Below are 23,216 nucleotides of genomic sequence, written 5' to 3' on the forward strand. Positions count from 1 at the left end.
TCCGCCCCGCGCATCACCAGGATCTCGCCGTACACCACTCTGCTGGACTCAACTCCCCATCTGAGGGGTTAACCCCTGAGCTGGTGGGTTGCCCCCTCGGGATCTCGAGGGGCAACCCACCGTGCAAGCCAGCCCCACCCACCACCCCATCTGAGGGGTTAACCCCTGAGATGGTGGGTTGCCCCCTCGGGATCTGGAGGGGCAACCCACCGTTTGAGGGGTTAACCCCTCAGATGGGGTGGGGAGGGGTTAACCCCTCAAACGGGGTGGTGGGTGGGGCTGGGGTGGTGGGGTGGGGTGGGGGGTCAGCGGAGGTCGAGTAGGGAGCGGAGGAGTTGGCCGGAGCGGGGCCAGGTCCATTCGGCTTGCACCCAATCGCGGCCGGCCTTGCCCATGGCTTTGGCTCGGGTCGGGTTGGTGAGGAGTTCGGTGATGCGGAGGGCGGTGGCGATCGGGTTGTAGGGGTCTACGAGGTAGCCGGTTTCGCCGTGGCGGACGGTGTCCGGAGCGCCGCCGGAGTCGCCGACGATCACTGGCTTGGCGGTGGCGGAGGCTTCCAGGGTGACGATGCCGAGGGCTTCGGGTTCGAGGCCGAAACGCCTTGTTCTGCAGGGCATTGCGAAGATGTCGGCGGCATCGACGTACGGTGGGATGTCCTCCCAGGGGACCGCGCCGGTGAAGCGGACGGCGTGGGCTACACCAGTTTGTCTGGCCAGGTCTTCGAGCCGGTCTCGGTCGGGACCGCCGCCGACCAGGAGCAGGACGGCCTCCGGTACGCCGGCCAGCACCCGCGGCCACGCCTGGATCAGCGTGTCCTGCCCCTTCCGCGCCACCAACCGCGAGACGCAGGCAACGACCGGCACATCCTCGAGCCCGAGCCCCTTGCGGACCTGCTCTCCCCCGCAATCCGGGAAGAACCGTGACGTATCGACCCCAGGCGTCAGCCGCCGCATCCGGGCGGCCGCATCGGCAGACAGTGCCGGCGCGATCTGCTCCTCGCACCACCCCGAGACCGACGTCAACGTGTCGGCCGCGTCGCCGATCCGCCGCAGCGCCTGCCGCGTTCCCGGCGTACCGGCCCACCACGTCTCATGCCCGTGAGTCAGCGCCACGATCCGCCGCGCGCCGGCCCTCCGAAGCGCCGGCCCCATCAACCCCAGCGGCGCCGCGGCCCCAAAGACGACCCGATCAGCCCCGTACTCCCGCATCATCCGCACGGCGCTCCGCGTCACCCGCGGCGTCGGCAACAACATCGACGTCCGATCCCGCACGACGGGAAACGGCAGCCCGGCGTCGTACTCCGAACAGCCCGCCATCCGCGACGTCAGCACCACCAGATCCGGCAACTCCGAACACAGCGACCGGACGAACGTCTCGATCCCACCCTGCCGGGGCGGGAAGTCGTTGGTGACGACCAGGACCGTCACTTCTCGACCAGCGGCGGAACGGTCTCGCCGTGCTCGGCAGCCCACGCCCGCCCCATCGCGATCCGCTCCGGCGGCGTCGGGTGGTTGGCGAACAGCCAGTACCGCCAGCGGCTCGGCTCCAGCCCACTGATGTTCTTCACCGACAGCTCATGCTGCATCTCGACGAAGTCCGTCGGATCCTTCGTCAGCTGCAACGAGTGGTAGTCCGCCCGAGCCTCGATCCGGCGGCTGACCAGGTTCTGCACCGGCAACGCGAGCGTCGTACCGGCGACGATCAGCGCGAGCAACAGCGCGGTACCGCGTGGATCCGAGACGCGGGCCCCGAGCAACAACCTCAGCAGCACGATCGCAAAGGCCGACCCCAACGCGCCGACCAGCGTGCCGTGCAAGACATCGTCCTCAGCAGCATGACCGAGCTCGTGCGCCACCACCAGCCGAACCTGCGCCGGCGTCGCATCCTTCAGGAGCGTGTCGTAGACGACCAGCCGCCGCGTCGACCCGAAGCCGGACACATACGCGTTCAGCGTGGTCGTCCGCTTGGACGCGTCGGCGACGAGCACGTCCTTGACCGGTACGCCGTCCTGCTTCGCCAACTGCATGAACTCGTCGCGCTGAGCACCGGCCGGCATCGAGGTGAAGTCGTTGAACTGAGGCTCGACGATCACCGGATAGGCGAACGACACCCCGAGCACCAGCACCGCGCAGGCGATCGCCGCCGGCGCCCACCACCAGGTCTTCCAGCGCTTGGCCAAGGCAATCAACCCGAGGCTGATGGCAACCAACGCCAGCGACAGCAGCAACCAGTTGACCAGCCGGTCCCGCAGCCACAGGTCCCACGCCTCGGTGGACAGCCCGTACTTCCGGGTGACCCGCTCGGCCATCGCGTCGGTCGGCAGCGTGATGAGGCCGGCGATCAGGCCGAGCGCCAGCACCACGACCGGGACGGCCAGGTACCAGCGGCGGATCCGCGTCACGGCGTACAGGCGGCGGCCGAGTGGGCTGAACCCGATCGTCAGCGGAACCAGCAGCGAGAGCACCCAGGAGACCGTTGACCAGGGCAACAACTCGTGCCGGAACTGGTTCTGCTTGTCGATCTCGGCCGCGCTGAAGTCGAGCGCGGCATCAGGCTTCGGCAGGTCGATCAGGTGCCAGGGCGTCGTCGTGATGATCACGACGGCGAGGGCGGCGGCGAGCACCAGGGCGGCTCCGGCGGGAGCCAGTTTGGCGGCCCGCTCAGACACCGGCGAGCCTCTTCAGGTACTTCTGCCAGTCGGCCGTGAACTCCTGCTCGGTCGTCCCGAGCACGGTCTTGAAGGCGTCGGCCAGTCCGGTCCGGCTCTTCGACGTGTGCACAGCGCGGTAGAACTCCACCAACTTGCTCTGCCCTTCCCGCTCGCTGATCAGCCGGCAGGCCAACCAGGCCGATTCGTAGGCCTGGGGCAGCTCGGCCGACGAGGCGGCGAAGGCTTCCGGGGTGGGCAGCGTCTTCGGCGTCCTGCCGGCCCGGACCGCCTTGAACAGCTCCTTCGCCGCCGATTCGTCCTGGACGGACACGGCGGTGAAGGCGACGTAGTCGGCGAAACCCTCGGCCAGCCACAACGGTACCGGCGAGGCGGTAGCGGTCGAGGCGACGTGGGTGGTCTCGTGGGTGAGCACGATCCGGCGGCCCTGCCGGCCGAGTTCGTCGAACAGCTTCGGGTTGGCGACGATCCGGGTCGGCGCACCGGTCGCCGGGGTGTCCAGCTCGGCCATCGTGACAGCGGCGATCTGGGTGTAGGTGCCCGGCTGCGCGCCGAGCACGTACTCCATGTCGGACTGCTTGGCGGGCAGGTAGATGACCGCCTTCTGCTTCCAGTTCTTGCCCCAGACCTTCGTCACCGAGGTGACCGCACGATCCGTCACGTCCGCGTAGTCGTCCGCGTCGGCCTGCGAGTCCAGGCTGATCACCAGGCTGCGCTCGCCCTTGGCGACCTCGATCCCGCCGAGCGCCCAGATCGGCCGCCGCTGGCCGGCCACGAAGCGCTCGCTGAAGGACGCCGCGTACGTCGTACCGTCGCGCGTGACGAAAGTGACCGGCAGGGTCTCGCGGGCCGGTTTGGTGTCGAAGCCGCTGAGTTGCCAGGACACCTCGACCTGGGCCAGCCAGGACTCGGTGCCGCCGAGCTCCCTCTGCCGGTCCGGCGGCAGCGCGCCGATGTCGTCGCTGACGTAGCGCAGCTGGAAGGTGGCCAGCGGCAACTTGCCGAGGTTGCTGTAGATCGTCCGGGCCTGCGCGTCGAAGCTCTTGGCCAGCGGGTCGATGGTGCCGAGGAAGGCCGACTTGCGCTTCTCGTCGATCGAGTCGGCCATCTTCTGCAGGACGGCCTGGCCCGCGGCGGCCCGGCGTACGCCCTCGGCTGCCTCGTCGGGGGTGGACTTCTCGGTGCCGGGGGTCTGGGCGCTGCGGCCGTGCGCGTCCGGATCGGCCGGCGCGTCGGCGATCTTGCGGAGCCCGGCGAACCCGGCCACGCCGACCAGGCAGACGGCGACGCCGAGCGCGACCTTCTTGACGATCGGGCCGTGCGCGGAGGTCCAGGTGCTCACCGTCTGGATCGCGGTCGGGCGACCCGGACCGTCGCCGACCGCGTGCTGGGCCGGGATCTGGATGGTGGTCTGCTCGGACGGCGAGACCCGGTGCTCGGCGAAGTCGTCGTGCCGGCTGAGGTCGCCGCCGGGGTGCTCGCTGGAGTCGGCAGGGGGCATCGTGCTGCCGCGCTCGTCGACCACCTCGGCCCCTCGCTGCTCGTCTGCCCCAGTCAGAGGAGTCAATTCAGAGCCCTCCGGGGACAGTCAAGCATGGGCGAGGTGGGGGTGAACAAACGAGGGCGGCTCCGGGGGCTGATGTCCCCGGAGCCGTGATGCATGTCTGACTGGGCTCAGCCCGGGCGGACCGCGCCGACGTAGCCGCTCATGTAGTCGAGGTCGTCGGTCTTGACCGGCTTGCCCGGGTTCGGGGCGTGCACCATCCGGCCTTTGCCGATGTACATCCCGACGTGGTGGATCGACGGGTTGCCGTAGAAGACCAGGTCACCGGGGCGGAGCTCGGAGCGGCTGACGTGCCGGCCCTCGCTGTACTGCGCCTTGGACGAGTGCGAGAGCGAGACGCCGGCCTTGCCCCAGGCGTACATCGTCAGACCGGAGCAGTCGAACGAGCTCGGGCCGTCGGCGCCCCAGACGTAGCTGTCGCCCTGCTGGTCCAGCGCGGCCTGGACGGCGACGCCTGCGCGGCCGCTGACCGGCACATTGCCGATCGGGTCGTCGGAGGTCCGGTCGCCGCCGCGGGTCGGCCGCTCGTCGCGGGCCTTCTCCGCTTCCTTGTCGGCTTCCTGCTTGAGCCGGTCGCGCTCGGCGTCGCTGAGCTTGCCCAGCACCTTCTCGGCGGCGTCCAGGTTGGCCTGCACCTGCTTCTTCAGGCTGTCCTGCTGCGACTGCACGGCCTGCAGCGCGGCGAGTTCGCTCTGCTCACTGGCCTGCAGGTCGGTGAGCTTGCCCTGGGCGGCCTGGAACCGGCGCAGCGCCGAGTTCTGCTGGCCGGCGAACGCCTGCGCGGTGGAGGCCTGGCTGAGGAACTGGTCGGGGTTCGTCGACAGCAGCAACTGCGCCGTCGTCGTCATCCCGGAGGTCTGGTACCCGGCGACCGCGAGGGAGCCGATCTGGCGCTTGACCGCGTCGACCTGCACCTGCTGCTTGGCGATCCCGGCCTGCAGCGCCTTGACCCGGATCTGCGCGGCGGTGATCTGGCCACGAAGGTCGTTGGCCGCCTCACCGATGTCAGCTGCCTTGGTCTGCAGCGCCGCCACCTGGGCCTTCGCCTGCTCCAGAGTCGGTTTCGGATCCGCGTCCGCCCCCGTCTGGATGAAGATCACTCCCGCTACGACGGCGGTGGAGGTGATGGCGGCGAGGGCAATTCCCTTGAAGCGCTTCGTGCGGCCGATGGACACAGCCCGGTCGGTCCCTTCCTCTTCTCGACGCCGTCCCCGTCAACCCACCTGGCCACTACAGCCGGTCGGTCACCCCTCGGCTACATCTTCGCTGCCCGTCCGGCCTGGTCGACCGACACTGTGAGGCAACGAGAGGTAACAGTAGTAACCGATTCGTGACCGGTGCAATCCGCCCCTCTGGTTTGATCCAAACTTAACGTCCGGAAAGCCTTTGCTTCGGGGTCACTAGACTGCCCCCGACACGGACGGATCGATGGCGGGGGTGGGATGAGCGAGATCGGCCGGCGGGTCAAAGCGCTGCGCCAGCGCTCAGGACTGACCCAGGAAGAGCTGGCCGACAGGTCATCGCTGTCGGAACGGTCCTTACGCGATCTCGAGTCGGGCCGGGTCACCAAGCCCCGGGCGAAATCGATCCGGCTGATCGCCAGCGCACTGGAACTGTCCACCGACGAGACCCGGCACCTCCTGAGCCTGATCGTTGACGAGACACCGGCACCGGCCGCCACGCCCCGACCGGTCCTCCGGCCCGATCAGCTTCCGCTGGACGACATCCACTTCACCGGCCGGTTCGCCGAGCTCCGGGATCTGGATCTGCTGATCTCCGAACGCCCACCCACCCGGATCGCGACGATCTCGGCGATCGGTGGCAGCGGCAAGACCGCCCTTGCCGTCCACTGGGCCCACGGAGCGACCGGCCATTTCCCCGACGGCCGCCTGTACGTCGATCTGCGCGGCTTCACACCTGATCATGAACCGCTCGACCCGGCCGAGGGGCTGGGCCGGATCCTCACCGCGTTGGAGGTCAAGCCGGCCGACCAGCCGCCGACGCTGGAAGAACGCGCGACCCTGTACCGATCTGTGGTGGCCGGTCGCCGGTTGCTGATCATTCTCGACAACGCGGCAACGGCTGACCAGGTCCGGCCGTTGCTGCCCGGCTCCCCCACTTGCGCGACGATCGTCACCAGCCGGGAGCGGCTTCCCGGTCTGATGGTGCGGGAAGGCGCTCATTCCCTGATCCTCGACCCGCTGACGGAGTCCGAGGCCGGCGAACTTCTCCGTACCGTCCTCGGCAACGCCCGGGTGGACGAGGACCGTGCCGCCGCGGCAGAGATCATCTCGCTGTGTGGCCGGCCGCCGTTGGCCCTGCGGGTCGCCGGAGCCAGCATCTCGCTCGGTGCCTACCGAACCCTCCGGCAGGCAGCCGACGAACTGAGCTCCGCGGACCGATTGGAACGCCTCTCGTTGCCCGGTGATCCGACCTCGTCGGTCCTGCCGGCCTTCGAACTGTCCTTCGCCCGGTTGCCCGGTGACCTCAAGGAGTTCTTCGGCCGATTGGGCCTGCTGCCGGGCAGCATCTTCCGGACGAACGCCGCAGCGTCGCTGACGGCCACCTCCGCCGAGCTCGCGGATCGACGACTCCAGCGCTTGGTCGCACTCAATCTGGTGCAGAGCCGGGCCGACGGCCGTTTCGCGCTGCACGACCTCGTCAAGTTGTTCGCCCAGCGCTGCGCGCCCGTGGACGAAGCCGCCCAGAAACGGGCACTCGACTACTACCTGCAGTCTGCTGACGAGGCCAACCGGCAACTGCGGCCGACCAGGGTCCGGTCCCCGATCGATCCGGCACTCGACGGCGTGATCGTGGAGGAACTCAGTACTCCGGACGCCGCCCTGCGGTGGTGCACCGAGGAACTGCCGACGATCGCCGATGCCGTCGACGTGGCCGCCGCCGCGAACCTTTCAGCAGCCGCGATCCAGCTGCCGACGAGCATGATCGACTTCTTCCATGTCCGCAAACACTGGCCGGTCTGGCTGGCCACTCACCAGACAGCGCTGGAGGTCGCGCGCCGGGTCGGTGACCGCGAGCACGAGGGCATCCTGCTGTCCGGGATGGGAATCGCCTGTCTCGAACTCGGCCGGATCGACGAGGCAACGAAGTACCAGGAAACCGCTGCCGGCATCGCCCGTGCAGGCGATCACCGCTTTCCGCTCGCCCGGGCTCTGACGGCGCTGGGCATTCTCGCGATGCACCGGGCCGACTACGCAGCCGCCGTGGAGCACTTCGCCGAGTGCGAGCGACTCGCAGCGGAGGACCAGGACCCGTACGGCGCGATGCTCGCCGTCTTCAATACCGCCTACGCCCACCTGTGGGCGGAGAACTTCGACGAGGCCCGGGTTCTCTTCGAGAAAGCCCTGCCGATGGGTGAGACGCTCGGCGCCGCCGACGTCATCGGAGGGTCCATCAATGCGCTGGCCCTGATCCTGCAAGCCGACGGACAGCTCGAGCCCGCGCTCGACCGATTCCGCCAAAGCGCCGCCGTGGCCGAGCAGAACGGCAATCTCATCGGACTCGCCGAGGCTCGCGGAAACATCGCGCAGACACTCGCCGCGCTGGACCGGCCCGCCGAAGCGCGATCGGTCTTCCTGGCTGCTCTCGAGGCAGCCGAGCAACTCGGCGATCGACGCCTGCAGGCCGAGCTGCAATCGGACCTGGACGCGCTGCCTGCGGCCGGCACTGTCCGATGACAGCCGGCCTCAGCCGAAGCGGCGTACCAGCAGGCAGCCCGCCTGGAAGCGGGACGTGGCACCGAGCGCGACGACCATCGCGCTGATCTCAGCTCGGACGGTGCGCAGCGAGATGCCCAGCTGTCGCGCGATGGCGGCGTCCTTGGCGCCGGTGGCCATCAGCTCGCCGATGACGCGCTGACGGTCGCTCAGGACAGGTGGGCGGTCCAGCGCACCGAGCTCGTAGACCTGGCACACCCCCGCCGGCATCTGGTCGTTTCTCTGCCCGGCCAAGACCAACTGCTCCATCGACATCTCTTCTCCCCAGTAGATGGTCTGACGCTATCCAGGGTCACCGCCCGGTGACAGGCGGTTGACCGGCAGTTTCCCGGCAGTCAGGCGGTATCCGCGGACGCCTGCGGACCTTGCTGTCCATCAGCCGGCAGCTCGATGCTGCTGACGGCGTGGACCAGGCGCAGGGGTGGGACCAGGCCGGATTGGGCGAGGACGTCCAGGGCGGCCAGTTCCTCGTCGTCGATGCGTAGTGAGGTTTGCTCGGGTGGCATGCCGAGCACCACGCTGACCACGCAGTCCCGGCAGCCGGGGCCTCTCATCGCACACGCGTCGCAGTCGATCAGCACAACGTCCTCCAAAGTGGGGAAGCACCCGGACTTGCATCCGGCTGAGAAGGACGCTAAAGACCCCCACCGACAGTTTTCTGCGGAGCACTCAGAGGAAGCGGCCGCCGGGGAGGTACGGGGCCGGTGCGGGCAGGCCCCGGACGGCTAGATATCCCTCGGTCGCCAGGTTGAGTCGCGCGGCCATGCCGACGTCGACCGCCCACTCGTTCGCGCTGGTGATGCAGTTGACCAAAGTGTCGTCCGAGGAGGCTGCCAGAGCCTCCCAGAGGAGGGTTTGGGCCGTTTGGGCGTCGGTGGCCGCCAGGAGTGATGGGCGGGCACGCTGGTCGATGTACACGTAGCCGCGGTGCGGGCGGTCGACGACGAGTCGCTGCGTGGTCAGCAAGAAGGCGTGGTCGGGGCCGTGGCCGGCGCCGCGCAGGCGGGTGTCCAGCTCGTCCATCCAGCCGAAGTCGCTCTCGTCGCCCTCGGTGAGGCCGGTGATCGCGGGGATCGTGGAGCGGTCGACAGCGCCGATCATGCGCATCTGCGGGATCAGCGAGAACCCGGCCAGCCGGTAGCGGCGGGTGGCGGCGGGGTGGGTCGTCGACGAGAACATGCCGGGGCGCTCACCGGCGTACGCGAGAACTGTGCCGAGGAGTTGCTTGCCGATGCCGGTGCCGCGGAGTTCGGGGAGTACGCCGTACGTGGCCAGGTACCAGAAATCGTCGCGGTTCTGGGAAAGCGCGAACCCCTTGATGCCCGAGGCATCGACCGCGATCCAGCAGCCGGCCGGATCGACGGTGAGCAGGTGCCGCGCCCAGCCGATCCATGCCTGGGTGATGTGCGGCGGCCGGGCGGACTCCCCCGGCTCGAGGAACACCTGCTCGGACACGCGTTCGACGGCCGCCAGGTCGTCCTCCCGCAACTGTCTGAGCTCCACCTGGTCGACGGTACGCAGCGGGACGGCGACCCGGCCATTGGTTTTAACCGCGGGCGATCCGGTTGATGAGGGTGGTTGCGGAGAGGGCGCGGGCGCCCATCGTGACGGTGCTTTCGGCCACTTCGCGGTCGGTGGAGACGACCACGATCGGGCGGCCCGGGGGCTCGGCGCGGACCAGTTGGCGGATCACCTCGTCGGCGATCACACCGGCGGGGCTGAAGCGGACGCGGACGCCGCGGGGTGGGTTCAGCTGGACCGGGCCGGACAGTTCGGCGCCGTCGAAGACGACGGTGACCTCGATTCGCCGTTGGGCGACCAGGGCGCCGAGTGCGGTGACGAGGCGCTGGCGCTGGGAGTGCAGCGGGGTGTTCGGCCATGCGGTCTTGGTGACGTTGTAGCCGTCGATGATCAGGTGCACCTGCGGCAGCGCGAGCAGCTCGTCGAAGAGCGTTGGGTCGTCGGCGGGCGCGGTACGGCCGACCGGCGCCGTCGCGGGCTCGACGCCGGCAACTGTGTCGGCCGGGCGGAGGTCTCCCCCGAGTGGCAGGGTCAGTTCGCGACGGAGTCCTCCCGCTGCTTCGACCAAGGTGTCCAGCAGCAGGCGGGTTCTGGTCGAGGCCAGTTCCTTCTCCTGCCCCGCGGTACGCCGGGCCGCGTGCTCGACTGCCTCCAGCTCGGTGATCCGGGCCCGGAGCTTGCGCAGCTCGCGCTCGACCTCGGCCCGGGCCGCGTCGACGCGCTCGTCGGCCGTCGTGGCTTCGACCGTGCGCAGTTCGAGATCGGTCTGCAGGCCGGCGATCCGCTGGCGCGCCTCGTTCAGCTTGCGGCGCAGCGTGACGTTCTCGGCCTTGAGCTCGGTGACCTGCTCGCGCAGGCGTTCGCGCACCTGGCGTGTCTCAGTCCGGGCCTGGTCGAGCTGGTCGTGCAGGCGCGTGACGGCGTCCTCGTCGACGCCGGGCTTCTCCGGCGGCAACTGGGCGGCCTCGGCGACGCGTTGCTCCCAGTCGTCGGGCCTGAGCAGGTAGGCGAGCGCCGCGACCTCTGTCGGCTCGGCGGCCGGTACTGCGAGCCCGTCGGCTACGGCGTCACCCAATTCGGGGTGCCCACGGCGTACCTCGAAAGCGACCAGTTTGCGGAAGTGGTCGTCGGTCTCGAGGATCGGGCCGAGTACGGACGCCGAGAGCTTCGCGCGCTTGCCGGGCGCGAAGCTGGCGAACCGCCGCAGCGGAGCCGGGATGTCTGTCGCGGGCAACTGCCCCAAGGCCTGGGCGGCCAGGGTCAGAACCCGTTGCCGGACGGGTTCGGGCAAGGTGGTGGCAGCGGAGCTCGCGGCGGTGCCTGCCTCAGCCACCGGTCCGCAGTCCGGTCGGAACGGCCCCCTGGCACAGCCAGTGATGCAGACCACAACGCCCGGGCGCGCGGCCCGGAATCGCGGTGATCGCTTGTGTACGCATGACTAGAGCGTAGTCGGTTCACCCCCGTCAGCCACGCTGTTTGTTGTTGATGCTTCACCGAAGTGGCGTGTCCCGGGACGGAATTGTCGGTGGCGGCTTCTAGCGTCGTCGGCATGAGCAGTCAAAGCTCGCCGATCCGCGGCGTCCAGCCGAGCTTCGACGACCTCGGTACGCCGTTGCGCGACGTCACCTTCTGCGTCGTCGACCTGGAGACGACCGGTGGCGCGCCGGGCGAGTCGGGCATCACCGAGATCGGCGCGGTCAAGGTGCGGGCCGGCGAGCTGGTCGCGGAGTTCCAGACGCTGATCAATCCGGCCGAGCCGATTCCGCCGTTCATCGCCGTGCTGACCGGGATCACCGACCATATGGTCGCCTCGTCGCCGCGGATCGAGTCGGTGCTGCCGGCCTTCCTCGAGTTCGCCCGGGGCTGCGTGCTGGTCGCGCACAACGCGCCCTTCGACGTCGGCTTCCTCAAACACGACACCCAGGTGCACGGCTACGACTGGCCCGACTTCGCCGTCGTCGACACCGCGCAGCTGGCCCGCCGGGTGCTGACGCCCGACGAGACACCGAACTGCAAGCTGGGCACGCTCGCGAAGTTGTTCAGGACAACGGTCACACCGAACCACCGGGCGCTGTCCGATGCGCGCGCCACCGTCGACGTGCTGCACGGGCTGTTCGAGCGGGTCGGCTCGCTCGGCGTACAGACGCTGGAGGATCTGCAAACGTTCTCCTCGCGGGTCGCGCCGCAGGTCCGGGCGAAGCGGCATCTGGCCGAGTCGTTGCCGCACGCACCTGGCGTGTACCTGTTCACCGACGATCGCGGCGAGGTCCTGTACGTCGGCAAGTCGAAGGATCTGCGCAACCGGGTCCGGTCGTACTTCACCGCGTCGGAGCAACGCACGCGGATCGGCGAGATGATCGGGATCGCTTCCGGCGTACGGGGAATCGAGTGCGGTACCGCGCTGGAGGCCGAGGTGCGTGAGTTGCGGCTGATCGCCGAGCACAAGCCGCGGTACAACCGGCGATCGAAGTTTCCCGAGCGCCAGCACTGGCTGAAGGTGACGGTCGAGCCGTTCCCGCGGCTGTCGCTGGTCAAGCAGGTGAAGGACGACGACGCCGGGTATCTCGGGCCGTTCAGCTCGCGTAAGACGGCCGAGCGGGCGATGGCGGCGCTGCATGAAGCGTTTCCGATTCGCCAGTGCACGGACCGGATGTCGCGGTCGCCTGCCGGATCGCCCTGTGTGCTGGCCGAGATGGGCCGGTGTGTGGCGCCTTGCGACGGGCGGATCTCGGTGGAGTCGTATGCGCCGTTCGTGACGGGGTTGCGGGCTGCGCTGACGGATGATCCGGCGCCGGTGGTCGCCGCGCTCGATCGGCGGATCGATGTGCTGTCGGCGGATGAGCGGTTCGAGGATGCGGCCGTGCAGCGGGATCGGTTGAGCGCCTTCGTGCGGAGCAGCGCGAAGATGCAGCGGATGGCGTCCGTCACCAGTTGCGCGGAGATCTGCGCGGCTCGGCGTACCGACGACGGTGGGTGGGAGTTGCACGTGATCCGGCGCGGTCGGCTCGCGGCGGCCGGGATCAGCCCGCGGGGCACGGATCCCCGCAAGTACCTCGAAATGCTCCGAGCCTCCGCCGAGACGGTCCTGCCAGGCATCGGTCCGGTCGCGTCGGCCTCACCGGAAGAGATCGAGCTCGTACTGCGCTGGCTCGACTCCCCCGGCATCCGCCTGGTCGAGATGGACGGCACCTGGACCTGCCCGATCAGCGGCGCCGGCCGACACATCGCCCGCCTCGACAACTCCCACTCCGAAGCTCACCACCACCCCAGCGAACGCCGCCGCCGAATGCGCCCCCTCAGCCCCACCGCCCGCTGACCTCACATGCGGGGTGGTGATTGCCGTGGTGGTTCGGTTCGAGCTCGGGGTTGAGGATCTGGCGGATACGCGGTTTGCGATTTCGCCTGTGCAGGAGGCGTTGTTCAGCCTTTGGGTGGTGCGGGATCCGGGGTTGCTGGCGATTCATCTGCCGTGGCGGCGTTCCGTGGTGGACGAGTTGGGGGCGGTTGATACCGGGCTGTTGTTGTCGTTGGTGGGCGAGACGCTGGCGCTGCCGGATTTTCTGACTCCTCGGCCGACGAGTTTTGCGGTGTCGTTCGACGAGGAGCTGGGGGTCGTACGGGCAACGCCTGTCGAGATGGTCCGGCGGGATCTGCTGGCTACGCATGGCGGTCGGCCGCCGGACGCGTTGGCTGCTGCGCGATCGTCCGATGACGCCCAGGTGGCCAGGCTGCTCGACGCGATCTGTTCGGAGCTCAAGGCCTATTGGGAGATCGCGCTCGCGCCGTCGTGGGCGAGGATGCGACTCGTGCTCGAGGGCGATACGACGTACCGGGCCCGGCAGTTGGCGGTCGGCGGCGCGCGGCTGCTCTTCGCCGATCTGCATCCGAACGTGCAGTGGAACGACGGCGTACTACGGATCGACCAGATGCTCGGCAAACACGACGTCTCCGTGTCCGGGCGCGGACTGCTACTGGTCCCGTCGATCTTCGCCTACAAACCGGTACCACCGCTCAGCCCGCACGAATCGCCCGCACTCGCCTACCCCAGCCGCGGCGTCGCCACCCTGTCCACCTCGAACAAACCGACCGGATCCGCCGCCCTCACCGCGCTACTCGGCCAGCCCCGCGCCGTCCTGCTGCGGATGCTCGACGAGCCGCTCCCGACCATCGAGATCGCGCGTCGCCTCGAGGTCACCCCGAGCGCCGTCTCCCAACACCTACAAGTGCTCCACGCAACCAACCTCGTCACCCGGGCGCGCGACGGCCGATATCTCCTGTACCGCCGCAGCGCCCTCGGCGACCAACTACTCGACGGGTAGCGGCGCCCTCTCGTCGATCAGCCCTGCGGCCCGCAGATCCACCCACAGCTGCGGCGGTACCGACGTCTCGAACGACCCAAGATTGGCCTGTACCTCACCCGCCGATCGCATCCCGATCACCACCCCCGCCACCACCGGATGAGCCAACGGAAAGGCGATCGCCGCCGCAGGCAACGTCACCCCGTGCGCCTCGCAGACATCCGCGATCCGATGGGCCCGCTGCAGCAACTCCTGCGACGCCGGCCCATAGTCGAACCGCGCCCCCTCGACCGGCCGCGCCGACGCGAGCAACCCCGAGTTGAAGACCGCCGCGGCCAGGATCGACACCCCACGCTCGGCGCAGGCGGGCAGCAGCGTGTCCAACGCGCTCTGCTCGAGCAACGTGTACCTCCCGGCGAGCATGACCGCGTCGACCTCCGTCTCCTGGACGAGGGTGGTCAGCAACGCCGGGTCGTACATCCCGGCCCCGATCGCCTTCACAACGCCTTCTTCGCGAAGCTCGGCGAGCGCGGGATAGCCGTTGCGCAGGGCATCATCGAAGTGCTTCTCGGCGTCGTGCAGATAAAGCACGTCGATCCGGTCCAGCCCGAGTCGCGTGAGCGAGTCCTCGACGCTGCGCCGGATCCCGTCGCGCGAGAAGTCCCAGACCCTTCGATGCGTCGCCGGGACCTGGAACGCCTCGTCCATCCGCCCTTGCGGATCCTGCTCGACCAGCAACCGGCCGACCTTGGTCGACAGGGTGAACTCGTCGCGCTGGTGTTGGCGGAGGAATTCGCCGATCCGGCGCTCGGAATGGCCGATGCCGTAGTGCGGTGACGTGTCGTAGTACCGGACTCCCCCGGCCCACGCGCTGGCCAGCGTCTCCGCGGCCGTCTCGTCATCCAGCGCCTCGAACAGTCCGCCCAGCGGGCCGCCGCCGAACCCGAGTGCGGTCACCTCGACCCCGGTCCGGCCCAGCTCGCGTCGTACCCCGACCTTCGTCTCTGTCATGGGTCCAGCCAACCGCTCGCCTGCCTGTCCACGAATCGATTAAGGCGGACGCTTAATCGGCGCACATGGCAAAGTTGAGGGGTGACCGATCCGTTCCAGTTCTTCACGCCCTCGCACCGGCACGGCGGCCCCGGCTATCGGGCGCCGGACGACGCGATCGAGAGTTGGCAGAAGCTGGCCGAGGAGGTGCGGCGGGAGCTGGAGCGGATGGGGTTCGCGGCTTCCGTGGTACCGGGTGGTGATCCGCAGGGGTTGCCGCCTGGCGCGCACGTCTGGGTGAACACGGTCGAGCCGTTCGGGGTGACGATCGACTGGGATCCGCCGGTCACCGGCAGTCCGGAGTACGTCGAGAAAGTGCTGACCCAGGACGTGACGAGCGGGCTGTTCTCCTACGTGGTGAACGCCTCGGAGATCATCGTGCGGGCGCTGGTCGAGGTGCTCCGGGAGGCGGGGTTCCAGGTGCTGATCGATCATGCCGGCGGGCGGACGTACAACTACCGGGTGCTGGCGGCTCCGCGGTTCCCCAAGTTCTGAACCGGCTGGGGTGGTGCCGGTGGGGTCGGCACTATGCTTCAGCGCGGTAGGGGGCTGGTTTCGAGGAGAGGACGACATGGTCACCGCGATCGTGTTCATCAAGGCCGACGTCGCACGGATCCCGGAGGTCGCCGAGCAGGTGGCCGCGATCGAGGGCGTCAGCGAGGTGTACTCCGTGACCGGCGGGCTCGACCTGATCGCGATGATCCGGGTCGCCCACCACGATGACCTCGCCTCCGTCATCCCCGACCACGTCAACCGGGTCCCCGGCGTACTGAGCACGGAGACGCACATCGCCTTCCGGGCCTACTCGACGCACGACCTCGAGGCTGCCTTCAGCCTGGGCGAGGAATCCGGTTTCTGAGGTTCTCCTGGTTTTCGAGGGCAGAATTCCACGGTCTGACTGACACGCGCTGAAGTTACGGTGAACGCATGAGCAACCCTCCCGCCGGCTGGTATCCGGACCCCACCGGACAGCCCAACACCATCCGCTGGTGGAACGGGACGCAATGGACCAACCGCACCGACAAAGAAGACCCCGCTGCGGACTCCGCCCCCACGGACGACCCGGCCGCGCCCGACCCGTCACCCGCAACCGACGCCTCGTCGGCACCCCGCATCAAGGCGGTCACCCCTGACGCCACGACCTCCGGGACCGCCGCCTCCGCGTCGGGCGCCACAGCCCCGACGTCCGGCGCCACCGCCCCCACGTCAGGCGGCACAGCCCCCAGGTCCGGTGCCGCCGCTTCGACGTCCGGTGGCACAGCCCGCACGTCCGGCGCCGCCGCTTCGACGTCGAACAGCTTCTGGCCCGCTGCCAACGCCGAACCTGATGGTGCGGTGCTCGATGCTGCTGCTTCGGCGGCGGCGCTGACGCCGGCGGAGAAGGCGAAGTCGACATGGATGGCACCCGTCGAGATCCCGGAAGCCGCCAACCACTGGACCCAGCGCCCGGTACCGGACGACGCGGAGCCGATCACCCAGGAGCAGTTCGAGGCCGAGCCCACGCCCCAAACCGGCTGGACCCTGAGGCTGGCCCCCAACACCTCCAGCTCGGAAACGGCTGCGACTCCCGACCCAGAACCCCAGTCCTGGTCAGCCACCAACTGGACCGAGCCCCCCACGGTCGCCCCGACCCCCAAGGGCCCCGTACCAACCCCAGCCACCACCCAGGTCGATTCCTCGCAGCAGCAGGCTGGTTCGACAGGTACTGACGGCGGCTGGGGCCAAGCCGGCGGCACCCAAGCCCATGGCGCAGCAGCCACCGGCTGGGGTCAGTCACCTCAGAACGCAGCCGACGGCTGGTCGCAGACCGCAAAAGCCACCAACGACCAGACAGCACCTGCCACCTCGCCGCGAACCGGTCAACCGGCCGACGACCAACCTGCCGGCAATCCCTGGGCCGCCGGCGACGACCTAACTGCTTCGAACCAGAACTCCAGCGGCCAACAGCCCGCCGCCACCAACACCGGGTGGGGCACCTCCACTCCCCAGCAACCAGCCGCTGACGGCTGGAGCCAAACCCCCGTGCAAGAAACCGGCTCTGGTCCCTGGACCCAAACGAACGGCCAGCAGACCGACGCAGGCACCTGGCCCCAAGCCAACGGCCAGCAGGCCGGTACGGGCGGCTGGAGCCAGGCAGGCAACCAGCAGAGCGGTGCAGGAGCCTGGACCCAGGCCGACGGTCAGCAGGCTGGTGGCGATGGCTGGGGCGCAACCAGTGGCCCTCAGGCAGGTACTGATGGCACAGCAAACGACGCAAAAGCATCCGGCACCCAGCAGGCGGCAGCCAGCGGTTGGAACACTCCCAGCACCCAGAACACGGCCGCCGAGGGCTGGGGCGCTGGCCCTCAGCAGACCGGCACCAACGGCCCGGACTCCGGCGTACCGCACACCGGCATCGAGGGCCCGGACTCCGGCGGACAGCAGACTGGTCCGGTGGGCTGGGGTTCCGGCACACAACAGGCCGACGACAACGGGTGGGGTTCCGCTGACCCGCAGACCGGCGGACCCGACAGCTCGGCAGCTTCTGGCTCTCCGGAAGCAGGTACCAACGGCTGGGGCTCCTCAGGAGCACCAGAGACTCAGGCCGACGGCTCCGCGGCGTCCAGCACACAGCAGGCTGGCACAAACGGCTGGGGCTCCCCCAGCACGCAGGCCGGTACAGAGGGCTCGGGGTCGTCTGCAGCGCAGGAGACCGGCGCCGCGAGCTGGGGATCTTCGCCCGCACAGGAGACCGGTGCTGCAGGCTGGGGCGAGTCCGCCCCGCCGACGAACAATGCTGCGGGTTGGGGCGAGTCCGCCCCGCAGGCAAACGGTGCTGCGGGTTGGGGTGAGTCCGGCACGCAGGCGAACGGTGCTGCTGGCTGGGGTGCGTCCGGTGCGCAGCAGGGTGGCGCCAGCGGCTGGGGTGAAGCCGGTGCGCAGCAGGGCGGAACCAGTGGTTGGGGTGAGGCCGGTACGCAGCAGGGTTCGGCTGGTGGGTGGGGTCAAGCTGGTGGTCAGCAGGGTGGAGCGGCTGGGGACGGGTGGGGAACTGGCGGCGTACAGGAAGCTGATGCGGGGCAGTGGGGTAGTTCTGCGGCTCAGCAGGCCAGTACAGACCAGTGGGGTAACTCTGTGGCTACCCAGCAGCAGGGTGGTGCTCCGTGGGGAGCTACCGGGCCGCAGACAAGTGAGGCCTCGCCTTGGCAGGGGGATGACGGATCGCAGGGTGGTGGGACTCGTAAGGGCAAGGATGGGAGCGGTGGCGGTGGTGGCGGTAAGACGCCGCTGATCGTCGGCGGGGCAATCTCCGTCGTACTGCTCGTCGTGGCGGCGATCTTCCTGATCACCAACCAGGGCGACAAGAACACCGCCGACCCGACTCCGCCGCCCACCGGCAGCGTACCGACGAACGCCGGCGGCACACCCGGCCAGTCGAAGAACCCCAAGCTCCACGAGGGCAACCGGATCACCTCCGACGCGATCTCGTTCCCGCGCCAGGGCAACGGCTGGTCCGACCGCAAGCGGCTGATCCCGCAACTGCTGAACTCCAGCGGCCAGTACGTCACGCTGCAGAAGGACTTCGACGGCAGCAACGACTGGTACGCGGACATGTTCGTCGGCGGGCTCGGCAACAAGACCCCGTTCAGCGGCGACCCGAAGGCGACGGCGGCGGTACTGCTCGGGCAGGTACACACCTGGAACTACGGCGACATCCCGGTCACGTACAAGGCCGTCGGCAACGGCGCCATCAAGCGTTCGGACAAGGCGGGCTGGTACTTCCAGGAGACCGTCACGGCGAAGTCACCCAAGGTCAAGTCGGTACTCCTGCTGACGGTCGCGGTCTTCGACCTCGGCGACGGAACCGCGGTCGCCTACATCAGTGACATCCCCACCAACCGGCCGGATCTGAGGACGGCCGAGAGCCAGGTCTACAAGGGAATCAACGTTGGCTGAAAACGAACCACCCCGCCCCCCTGCCCGCCACAGCGCCCCGCCGCCCCCACCCCCCGCCGACAACCACACACCCCCGTCAGCACCCCACCCCACCGCCCCGTCCCCCACGGACTACTGGTTCGCCGACTCAGAACCCCCACCCGCCACCCCCTCCACCGACCCAGCCATATCACCCACCAGGTCGGACATACCGTCGCCCGCCGAGTCAGACGGCCTGCCATCTGGCGGGTCGGACAGGCAGACGTCCAGTGGATCGGATGGGTTGAGGTCCAGTGGATCGGACCGGCCGACGTCCGGCGGATCGGACGCGTTGACGTCCGGCGGATCGGACCGGCTGACGTCCGGCGGATCGGACGCGTTGACGTCCGGCGGATCGGACCGGTTGACGTCCGGCGGATCGGACCGGTTGAGGTCAGGTGAATCGGACCGGCTGACGTCCGGCGGATCGAACGCGTTGACGTCCGATGGGTCGGACCGGTTGAGGTCAGGTGGATGGGACGGGTTGACGTCCGGTGGGTCGGACGGGCTGACGTCCGGTGGGTCGGACGGGCTGACGTCCGGTGGGTCGGACGGGCTGGAGGCGGCGGATCCGTTGCTGGGTCAGTCGCGTGCCCCCGCACCACCACCCCCGCAACCACACCGCGCACCGGCAACACCGCCAGCCCAGCCACAGCTACAGGCACCGACCGGTACTACGGCTGCGCCGGTCGGTACTACGGCTGCGCAGACCGGTACTACGGCTGCGCAGACCGGTACTACAGCTGCGCGGCCCGCGGGTACCGGTCAGCAGCAGGCGGCTCCCCCGCCAACGCAGCACTCCCTCCCCACTCAGCAGACCACTCCGGCGCAGGCGCAGCAGCCGCTCCCAGGACAGCAGACGACTCCGCCGCAAGCGCAGCACCTACGCCCAGGCCAGCCAGCGGCCTCGCTGCAGACGCCGCAGACGCCGGCAGTAGAGCAGACGGCTCCTCTGCAAGCGCAGCACCCTCTCGCGGGCCCGCCATCGACGCCGGTGCAGGCGCAGCACACGTTCCCAGCACAGCAGGCGGGGCAGGTGCCGGCGCAGCACCAGCTCCCCACGCAGCAGACGGCTCCGCCGCAAGCAGAACACCCGACCCCGGACCAGCAGACAACTCCGCAGCAGTCGCAGCACCCGCTTCCGGCGCAGCAGACTGCTCCGTCGCACACGGAGCACCCGATCCCGGGTCAGCAGACAGCTCCGCAGCACTCGCTTCAGGGTCAGCAGATAGCTCCGTGGCAGGTCGGTGGTTCGCAGGGTGGTACGCCTTCGGTCGGCGGCGCCTCGCAGGCCGCTGGCTCGCAAGTCGGCCAGCCGGACGTCGGTGGCGCCCAAGCAGGCGCGCTTCAGGCAGGTACAGGTCAAGCCGGTCCAGCTCAGCCGGGTGCGGCGCAGTCCGGTCCGCCTTGGGCAGGTACAGGTCAAGCCGGTGCAGCTCGGCCGGGTACGGCGCAGGCCGGTCCGCCTCAGCCGGGTACAGCGCAGGCCGGTTCGCCCTGGGCAGGTACAGGTCAGGCCGGGGCAGCTCAGCCGGGTGCGGCGCAGGGCGGTTCGGCTCAGGCGGGTGCAGCGCAGGGCAGTTCGGCTCAGCCGGGTGCGGCGCAGGGTGGTTCGATTCGGTCGGGTGTAGGGCAGGCCGGTGCGGGTCAGGCGGGTATGTGGCAAGCGGGTTCGTCGCAGCCGGGTGCAGGTCAGGCGGGTGGGCAGGCGCAGGATGGCGGCTGGTGGGGGCGTCCGTCAGGTCAGCCGGGCGAAGCCGGTCAGGTGCAGAGGCAGCAGGATGCGCGGCCGGGAGTGGGTGGGCCGGCGGATTCGCAGGTTCGGCCGATGTCCAATGAAGTGGGCCGACCCCCAGCGCCATACGGGCCGTCTGCCCACCCGGGGCAGGGTGGGGCGGTTGGTTTGCAGGGGCAGCCGGGTTCGGGGAGGCCAGAGGGCTTTCAGGGTCAGGCGACTTCGTATGGGGCACCGAGTCAGCCTGGGCCGTATGGGGCGCCCGGCCAGCCAACGCAGGCAGGTCGGCCCGGTACAGGTGGACAGCCTGGTGCTTTCAGGCAGACGGGTCCACAGGGGCCTGGCGGCCAGGGCGGACCAGTAGGCCCGCAGGAGCCCTACAGTCCGGGACCGCAGGCGCAATACGGTCCAGGGCCGCAGGAGCCGTACGGGGCGGGTGGGCCTGTTGGCTCGGCTGTGCAGGCGGGGTCGGATGGTTGGGGTGTTCAGCCGGGCGGTGTGGGTGGGCAGTCGGCGGTTGGTGGGCAGCCTGGTCGCTACGGGGCGCAGGGTGGGCAGGCGTCGGGCGGTCGGGGTGGTTGGCAGGCGCAGGCTATGGGCGGCGGGCAGGAGCAGCAGTTCGGCGGTCCGCCGATGGAGGTTCGTGGGTCAGTTGCGGGCAGTTCGCAGGCGCACACCCTTGGGGCGGGTGGGGGTCCTGTTGGGCCTCGCTTGCCGGGTGCAAGTGGGTCGGTGGCGGCTGGGGATGAGTGGGTTGAGGGGGATGAGGGGTACGGGATTGTTGAGGCCGGCCGCCGCGGTGGGGGTGGTGGTGGGCGGAACGGGCGGTTGATCGGGGTTGTGGGGCTGGTTGTCGGGGCGTTGGTGGTGACCGGGGTCAGCGTCAACTGGATCTGGGACAAGGCCGATGCGGTGACGCCGGTTTCGTTGCCGTCAGCAAAGAAGGAGCCATTGCCGACGGTCAGTCCGTCGGCGATTCCGACGACGCCGCCTCCGCCGGAGGGGCGGGTGCTGGGGTCCAACATCGTTGCCTTCAACAAGGACACCATGCCGTTGATGGGCCCGGCCTGGGAGGACAACGGCAGTGGGGAGAGCGTCGGACTGCTCGGCGGGGCGGCGACCTGGTTCACCGTGCACGACAAGTACGACGGCAAGAACGCACGGTGGGGCAACTATGTCGCCTTCGGCGGGCTCAACCCGAAGATCAAGTTCACCAACACGCCCGCAGGGCTGAAGGAAGCGACCGTCCAGGCGACCAGTGCGGCGATCGTGAAGCTGTACGACCCGAACGTGAAGCTGATCGGCAAGGCGACGCACACGCCGATCACGGTGGACGGGCATCCCGGCCACGAGCTGACCATCAAGGTGGAGGTGAAGGTGCCGAAGCTGAAGGAGACCTACTCCAACATCATGGCCGCCGTCATCGACCGCGGTGACGGTACCGCCGACTTCGTGATCGCCGACATCGCCGGCAGCACCCCGACCTGGATCCCGGTCTGGCGCGCGAAGGTGCAGGAGATCAAGATCGGCGGCTGACAAGCCCGAAAGAAGAGCCCGCCGCCCCCAACGACAACGGGGACGGCGGGCTCTTTCAGTACAAGAACTACGAGCGAACGGAAGCGCAGGCATCGACCCAACGGTCCAGCACGTTCTTCGCCTCGCCGGAGTCGATCGCCTCGGCCGCGCGGTCCATCCCCGAGCGGATCCGCGCCACCAACGGCCCGGTACTTCCCTCATGCGCCGCCAACGCCGCGCCGGCGTTCAGCAGTACGACGTCCCGCACCGGCCCCGTCTCGCCGTCGAACAAAGCCCGAGCAACCTTCGCGTTGTACGTCGCATCCGCACCCCGCAACGCCTCGATCGGAGCCGGCGCGATCCCGAGCTCCCGCGGATCCAACGTCTCCGGCCCCTCAACCACCCCACGCCCGACCGTCCAAACCTGCGACGTCGTCCGCGTAGTCAGCTCATCAAGCCCGTCATCGCCATGAAAGACCAACGCATCGATCCCCCGCCGCGCCAGCACCCCGGCCATCAGCCCAGCAACCCGCCCATCCCCGACGCCAACAGCCTGCGCCGACGGATTGCCCGGGTTGGCCAACGGCCCAAGGATGTTGAACGTCGTCGGCACCCCGAGCTCACGACGCGGTACCGACGCATGCCGCAGCGCCGGGTGGAAAGCCGGAGCGAAGCAGAACGTGATGCCGGCCCGCTCCCCCACCGCCTCAACCTGCGCGGCAGTCAGATCAAGCGGAATCCCCAGCTCCTCGAGCACATCCGCCGACCCACAAGCCGACGACGCCGCCCGGTTGCCGTGCTTCAGGATCTTCGCCCCGGCACCGGCCGCGACGATCGCCGACATCGTGGAGATGTTCACAGTGTGTGCTTGATCACCACCGGTACCGACGACATCGAGCGTCCGTCCCGGTACGTCGATCCGCGTGGCGAACTCGCGCATCGTGGCGACCATGCCCTCGACCTCGGACACCGTCTCGCCCTTGGAGCGCAACGCGATCACGAACCCGGCCAGCTGAGCGGGTGAGGCCGACCCGGACAGGATCTGCTCCATCGCCCAAGCGGTCGCGGAGGCGTCGAGGTCCTCGTGCCGGAGCAACGGGTTGAGCACCTGCGACCAGGTCAGCGCACGCCCGCCAGGCGTAGTACCGGCGGGTGAATCCTGTGGGGCGGACAC

Annotated in this window: 19 protein-coding genes; 7 read left to right on the forward strand and 12 right to left on the reverse strand. The window is 69.2% G+C overall.

Annotated features, from left to right (window positions below; translation table 11 throughout):
* Window positions 1-305: 305 nt before the first annotated feature.
* The 4 genes from ABD116_RS35185 to ABD116_RS35200 form a co-directional block, all read right to left on the reverse strand.
* Complete coding sequence (locus ABD116_RS35185) at window positions 306-1,427, reverse strand: glycosyltransferase family 4 protein (RefSeq protein ID WP_343980729.1); 1,122 nt, start codon at window positions 1,425-1,427, stop codon at window positions 306-308.
* Complete coding sequence (locus ABD116_RS35190) at window positions 1,424-2,668, reverse strand: M48 family metallopeptidase (RefSeq protein WP_343980731.1); 1,245 nt, start codon at window positions 2,666-2,668, stop codon at window positions 1,424-1,426. Before ABD116_RS35190 ends, ABD116_RS35185 begins: the two co-directional genes overlap by 4 nt.
* On the reverse strand, window positions 2,661-4,193 hold the full coding sequence (locus ABD116_RS35195) for a gluzincin family metallopeptidase (RefSeq protein ID WP_343980734.1): 1,533 nt from the start codon (window positions 4,191-4,193) through the stop codon (window positions 2,661-2,663). Before ABD116_RS35195 ends, ABD116_RS35190 begins: the two co-directional genes overlap by 8 nt.
* Before the next feature lie 149 nt (window positions 4,194-4,342).
* Window positions 4,343-5,407: a C40 family peptidase gene (locus ABD116_RS35200; RefSeq protein ID WP_343980736.1), complete on the reverse strand. Its 1,065-nt coding sequence runs from the start codon at window positions 5,405-5,407 to the stop codon at window positions 4,343-4,345.
* Between the two features lie 267 nt (window positions 5,408-5,674).
* On the opposite strand from ABD116_RS35200, the gene ABD116_RS35205 reads away from it, so the two are divergent.
* Complete coding sequence (locus ABD116_RS35205) at window positions 5,675-7,930, forward strand: ATP-binding protein (protein WP_343980739.1); 2,256 nt, start codon at window positions 5,675-5,677, stop codon at window positions 7,928-7,930.
* A 9-nt stretch (window positions 7,931-7,939) separates the two neighbouring features.
* On the opposite strand, the gene ABD116_RS35210 is transcribed toward ABD116_RS35205, so the two are convergent.
* The 4 genes from ABD116_RS35210 to ABD116_RS35225 all read right to left on the reverse strand — a co-directional run bounded on the left by ABD116_RS35210 (window position 7,940) and on the right by ABD116_RS35225 (window position 10,823).
* Entirely contained in the window at window positions 7,940-8,218 is a 279-nt protein-coding gene (locus ABD116_RS35210; RefSeq protein WP_343980742.1) for a LuxR C-terminal-related transcriptional regulator, read from the reverse strand.
* Between the two features lie 86 nt (window positions 8,219-8,304).
* Window positions 8,305-8,550: a hypothetical protein gene (locus ABD116_RS35215; protein WP_343980745.1), complete on the reverse strand. Its 246-nt coding sequence runs from the start codon at window positions 8,548-8,550 to the stop codon at window positions 8,305-8,307.
* Between the two features lie 88 nt (window positions 8,551-8,638).
* The gene (locus tag ABD116_RS35220) at window positions 8,639-9,472 is read right to left on the reverse strand and encodes a GNAT family N-acetyltransferase (protein ID WP_343980748.1); all 834 of its coding nucleotides are present in this window, start codon (window positions 9,470-9,472) and stop codon (window positions 8,639-8,641) included.
* Window positions 9,473-9,515: 43 nt separating this feature from the next.
* A complete protein-coding gene (locus tag ABD116_RS35225) occupies window positions 9,516-10,823 on the reverse strand; it encodes an NYN domain-containing protein (protein ID WP_343980751.1) in 1,308 nt (435 codons plus the stop codon).
* 216 nt (window positions 10,824-11,039) lie between these two features.
* Here ABD116_RS35225 and ABD116_RS35230 point away from each other — a divergent pair, with 216 nt between their 5' ends.
* Complete coding sequence (locus ABD116_RS35230; RefSeq protein WP_343980754.1) at window positions 11,040-12,806, forward strand: DEDD exonuclease domain-containing protein; 1,767 nt, start codon at window positions 11,040-11,042, stop codon at window positions 12,804-12,806.
* Window positions 12,807-12,831: 25 nt separating this feature from the next.
* Complete coding sequence (locus tag ABD116_RS35235; RefSeq protein ID WP_343980757.1) at window positions 12,832-13,809, forward strand: ArsR/SmtB family transcription factor; 978 nt, start codon at window positions 12,832-12,834, stop codon at window positions 13,807-13,809.
* Here ABD116_RS35235 and ABD116_RS35240 read toward each other — a convergent pair.
* Window positions 13,795-14,799 (reverse strand): aldo/keto reductase, encoded by a 1,005-nt coding sequence (locus ABD116_RS35240; protein ID WP_343980759.1) that lies wholly within the window; start codon window positions 14,797-14,799, stop codon window positions 13,795-13,797. The genes ABD116_RS35235 and ABD116_RS35240 overlap by 15 nt on opposite strands.
* A gap of 81 nt (window positions 14,800-14,880) precedes the next feature.
* Here ABD116_RS35240 and ABD116_RS35245 point away from each other — a divergent pair, with 81 nt between their 5' ends.
* The 3 genes from ABD116_RS35245 to ABD116_RS35255 all read left to right on the forward strand — a co-directional run bounded on the left by ABD116_RS35245 (window position 14,881) and on the right by ABD116_RS35255 (window position 18,774).
* On the forward strand, window positions 14,881-15,333 hold the full coding sequence (locus ABD116_RS35245) for a hypothetical protein (protein WP_343980762.1): 453 nt from the start codon (window positions 14,881-14,883) through the stop codon (window positions 15,331-15,333).
* A gap of 76 nt (window positions 15,334-15,409) precedes the next feature.
* Window positions 15,410-15,697, forward strand: coding sequence for an Lrp/AsnC family transcriptional regulator (locus ABD116_RS35250; RefSeq protein ID WP_343980764.1), 288 nt, complete (start codon window positions 15,410-15,412; stop codon window positions 15,695-15,697).
* 68 nt (window positions 15,698-15,765) lie between these two features.
* On the forward strand, window positions 15,766-18,774 hold the full coding sequence (locus ABD116_RS35255; protein WP_343980767.1) for a hypothetical protein: 3,009 nt from the start codon (window positions 15,766-15,768) through the stop codon (window positions 18,772-18,774).
* Window positions 18,775-19,447: 673 nt separating this feature from the next.
* Here the strand turns inward: ABD116_RS35255 and ABD116_RS35260 are convergent.
* Window positions 19,448-19,666: a hypothetical protein gene (locus ABD116_RS35260; protein ID WP_343980770.1), complete on the reverse strand. Its 219-nt coding sequence runs from the start codon at window positions 19,664-19,666 to the stop codon at window positions 19,448-19,450.
* 9 nt (window positions 19,667-19,675) lie between these two features.
* Window positions 19,676-20,158, reverse strand: a complete 483-nt coding sequence (locus ABD116_RS35265) for a hypothetical protein (RefSeq protein ID WP_343980773.1) — start codon at window positions 20,156-20,158, stop codon at window positions 19,676-19,678.
* 1,101 nt (window positions 20,159-21,259) lie between these two features.
* Between ABD116_RS35265 and ABD116_RS35270 the strand changes: the two genes are divergently transcribed.
* The gene (locus ABD116_RS35270) at window positions 21,260-22,063 is read left to right on the forward strand and encodes a hypothetical protein (RefSeq protein WP_343980776.1); all 804 of its coding nucleotides are present in this window, start codon (window positions 21,260-21,262) and stop codon (window positions 22,061-22,063) included.
* 67 nt (window positions 22,064-22,130) lie between these two features.
* On the opposite strand, the gene trpD is transcribed toward ABD116_RS35270, so the two are convergent.
* Window positions 22,131-23,216 carry an anthranilate phosphoribosyltransferase gene (gene trpD, locus ABD116_RS35275; protein WP_343980779.1) on the reverse strand — a complete coding sequence of 362 codons (1,086 nt, stop codon included), beginning with the start codon at window positions 23,214-23,216 and terminating at the stop codon, window positions 22,131-22,133.

It is taken from the genome of Kribbella koreensis, assembly GCF_039525325.1.
In the GTDB taxonomy this organism is placed as follows: domain Bacteria; phylum Actinomycetota; class Actinomycetes; order Propionibacteriales; family Kribbellaceae; genus Kribbella; species Kribbella koreensis.